Origin of the sequence: Methylophaga sp. UBA4204 (assembly GCF_002379485.1) — a bacterium.
Lineage (GTDB): Bacteria > Pseudomonadota > Gammaproteobacteria > Nitrosococcales > Methylophagaceae > Methylophaga.
In genome coordinates this window covers 44103-48023 of the sequence record NZ_DFTU01000060.1, presented here as the reverse complement: position 1 = coordinate 48023, position 3921 = coordinate 44103, and the positions used below count along the sequence as shown (strand labels likewise).

Here is a 3921-nt window from a genome sequence, read left to right as displayed (position 1 = left end):
CATGGCCTACCGCGCTGATGGTCGGTATCTGACAGGCAAACAAAGCTCTGGCAACCAACTCATCATTGAAGCTCCACAGATCTTCCAGTGAGCCACCACCCCGCCCTACTATCAGCAAATCACATTCCTGTCGCTGATCAGCAGTTTGAATAGCATTAGCAATCTGCCGTGGCGCTGTTTCACCTTGTACGGCAACGGGATACAGAATCACTTTGATTGCCGGAAAACGCCGTTTCAAAACATGCAAAATATCGTGAACCGCTGCTCCATCCGGTGAAGACACAATACCGATGGTTTGCGGCAACGACGGTAACGGTTTTTTATGAGCGGTATCGAATAAACCTTCCTGACCCAGTCGGGCTTTTAATGCTTCATAAGCGCGTTGCAATGCGCCGCTACCCGCTTCTTCCATATGCTCAACAACCAGCTGAAATTCGCCACGACCTTCATAAAGGGTGACTTTGACGCGCAGTAATACCTGCATGCCATTTTCCGGTGTAAAGCGTAATTGTTGATTGCGTCCACGAAACATTGCACAGCGTACTTGCGCAGCTGAGTCTTTTAACGTGAAATAAATGTGCCCTGACGCCGGCATTGCCAAATTGGAGATTTCCCCTTCCACCCACAAAAGCGGAAACGAACCATCCAGCATCAGCCGGACTTCTCTGACCAATCGCGAAACCGGATATACATCCTTGACAGCACGGGCAGCGAGTTTTACTTGCGAATCCGATGTCATAAGTGATGCCATAAACCACTAAGTTCCTGATATAATTTATCGATCATATTACAGTAAATTCGGGAACCCGCCTCATGAGAATTGCGCAAGAAGCCCTGACATTTGATGACGTTTTATTACTCCCCGCCTATTCAAATGTTCTGCCGCGTGATGTCAGTTTGTCAACTCAATTGACACGTGATATCACCATTAATATTCCACTGCTTTCTTCTGCCATGGACACCGTCACTGAAAGCCGGTTGGCGATCACTATGGCACAGGAAGGTGGTCTGGGTATTTTGCATAAAAATATGACCATCGAACAACAGGCAGATGAAGTTCGCAAAGTGAAAAAATTTGAAAGCGGTGTGGTACGGGATCCCATTACCGTTAGTCCTAATACCTCTATTGGCGCTGTCGTTGAACTTACTCGTGCTCATAATATCTCCGGCGTCCCGGTTGTCGATGGCGATGATTTGGTGGGCATCGTGACCAGCCGTGATTTACGTTTTGAAAAACATTTTGATAGTCCAGTCTCATCGATCATGACCGGCAAAGATAAATTGGTCACTGTAGGCGAAAATGCCACCCGTGAAGAGGTGCTGCATTTATTGCATACCAACCGCATTGAAAAAGTCCTGGTTGTCGATGATAACTTCCACTTGCAGGGCATGATCACAGTAAAAGATATTCAAAAACAAACGGATAACCCACTGGCATCAAAAGATGCACAGGAGCGTTTACGGGTTGGTGCTGCGGTAGGAATTGGTTCCGAGAGTGAAGCGCGCGTGGATGCTCTGGTAGCTGCTGGAGTGGATGTGATTGTTGTTGATACGGCACACGGCCACTCTCAAGGCGTTTTGGATCAGGTGCGTTGGGTCAAAAAACACTATCCTCAAGTTCAAGTCATCGGCGGTAATATCGCGACTGCTGCTGCAGCCAAAGCTTTAGTTGAAGCCGGTGCAGATGCGGTAAAAGTCGGTATCGGTCCCGGCTCTATCTGTACCACACGTATCGTCGCCGGTGTAGGTGTACCACAAATCAGCGCTATCAGTAATGTCGCGGCAGCACTGGCTGGAACCGGTATACCCTTAATTGCTGATGGTGGCGTACGCTATTCGGGTGATATTGCCAAAGCCATTGTAGCCGGCGCACATGCCATTATGATTGGTGGAATGTTTGCCGGTACAGAAGAAGCTCCTGGCGAAGTGGAATTATTCCAAGGTCGTGCTTATAAATCGTATCGTGGTATGGGATCCATGGGTGCCATGCAACAGAAGCAAGGATCCAGTGATCGTTACTTCCAAGAGTCTAGTGAACCTGACAAACTTGTTCCGGAAGGCATTGAAGGTCGAGTGCCCTTCAAAGGGAATCTGAGTCCGGTTATCCATCAGTTGATGGGCGGTGTTCGGGCTTCCATGGGCTATACCGGTAGCCGTACTATTGAAGAAATGCGGACCAAACCTGAGTTTGTTCGTGTGACTTCTGCTGGTATGAATGAAAGCCATGTCCATGACGTGACTATTACCAAAGAAGCACCGAATTACCGGGTTAATTAATTTTTGAATAATGCCGGCTTCTCCCCGGAAGCCGGTATTTTTTATCTGACTGTAAGAGAGATTCATGAGCAGCCATATTCACGACCACCGCATTCTAATCCTTGATTTCGGGTCACAATATACCCAACTTATTGCCCGCCGAGTGCGCGAAGCCGGTGTGTATTGTGAGTTACGCAACCCGGATATCAGCGAAGCAGAAATTCGTGAATTTGCTCCAAAAGGTATCATTCTTTCCGGCGGCCCTGATTCAACGATTGGTGAGTCTGCACCAGCTGCACCACACTGCGTATTTGAAATGAATGTGCCCGTGCTGGGTATCTGCTACGGCATGCAAACCATGGCCACACAACTTGGGGGCAAGGTCGAATCGTCATCTCACCGGGAATTTGGCTACGCTAAAATTCGTGCTCATGGTCATTCTGCGTTTTTGAAAGATATTGAAGACCATACAACCCCAGAAGGCTTTGGCATGCTGGATGTATGGATGAGTCATGGTGATCGGGTCAGCCAGTTGCCAGAGGGATTTAAAGTCATTGCCAGCACTGACAGTGCGCCCATTGCTGGTATGGCAGATGAAGAACGACAGTTCTACGGCGTCCAGTTCCATCCTGAAGTCACCCACACCACTCAGGGACAACGGATGATTTCACGTTTTATCAGCGAAATCTGTGGTTGTGAAACCTTATGGACCTCCGCCAATATTATTGAAGACAGCATTGAAACCATCCGCCAGCAAGTTGGCAAAGATGAAGTATTGCTGGGTTTATCAGGTGGTGTTGATTCCTCGGTAGTGGCAGCTTTACTGCACCGTGCAATTGGCGATCAGCTGATTTGTGTGTTTGTAAATAATGGCCTGTTGCGTGAAAACGAAGGCGACCAGGTGATGGCGATGTTTGCCAAACATATGGGCATCAGAGTGATTCGCGTCGATGCTGAAGATCGTTTTCTCTCTGCATTGGCCGGTGAAAATGATCCGGAAGCCAAACGTAAAATCATTGGCCGTGAGTTTGTTGAAGTATTTGATGAAGAAGCTTCCAAACTGACAAATGTGCAATGGCTGGCTCAAGGCACTATATATCCTGATGTAATCGAATCTGCTGCTTCTAAAACCGGTAAAGCCCATGTGATTAAAACGCATCACAATGTCGGCGGCTTACCGGAGCACATGAAACTCAAATTAATTGAGCCTTTACGCGAATTGTTTAAAGATGAAGTGCGTAAACTGGGCGTTGAATTAGGCTTGCCAAGCGATATGGTCTATCGCCACCCATTCCCTGGCCCAGGCCTTGGCGTACGTATTCTGGGCGAAGTCAGAAAAGAATATGCCGACTTATTGCGTAAAGCCGATAACATCTTTATCGAAGAACTGCGCGCGCATGATTTGTATGATAAAACCAGCCAGGCGTTTGCAGTATTTTTACCCGTTAAATCAGTTGGTGTAATGGGTGATGGTCGTCGCTATGACTATGTAGTTGCATTGCGTGCAGTCGAAACCATTGATTTTATGACCGCTCGCTGGGCACACCTGCCTTATGAGTTTCTGGATCTGGTGTCACGTCGGATTATTAATGAAATCAATGGTATCTCACGAGTAGTCTACGATATCTCCGGCAAACCACCTGCTACGATCGAATGGGAATAATG

The 3921-nt window shown here is 47.7% G+C and carries 3 protein-coding genes; 2 read left to right on the top strand and 1 reads right to left on the bottom strand.

Translation table 11 applies throughout. The annotated features are described in order from the left end of the window. Positions 1 to 751, bottom strand: a 751-nt coding sequence (gene xseA / locus B3182_RS08765) for an exodeoxyribonuclease VII large subunit (RefSeq protein ID WP_292752392.1), incomplete at its 3' end; no start/stop codon positions are given. Between the two features lie 62 nt (positions 752 to 813). On the opposite strand from xseA, the gene guaB reads away from it, so the two are divergent. Both guaB and guaA read left to right on the top strand, forming a co-directional pair. Then, positions 814 to 2277 (top strand): IMP dehydrogenase, encoded by a 1464-nt coding sequence (gene guaB, locus B3182_RS08760; protein ID WP_292356453.1) that lies wholly within the window; start codon positions 814 to 816, stop codon positions 2275 to 2277. 64 nt (positions 2278 to 2341) lie between these two features. Further along, entirely contained in the window at positions 2342 to 3919 is a 1578-nt protein-coding gene (guaA, locus tag B3182_RS08755; RefSeq protein WP_292356454.1) for a glutamine-hydrolyzing GMP synthase, read from the top strand. Positions 3920 to 3921 lie beyond the last annotated feature (2 nt).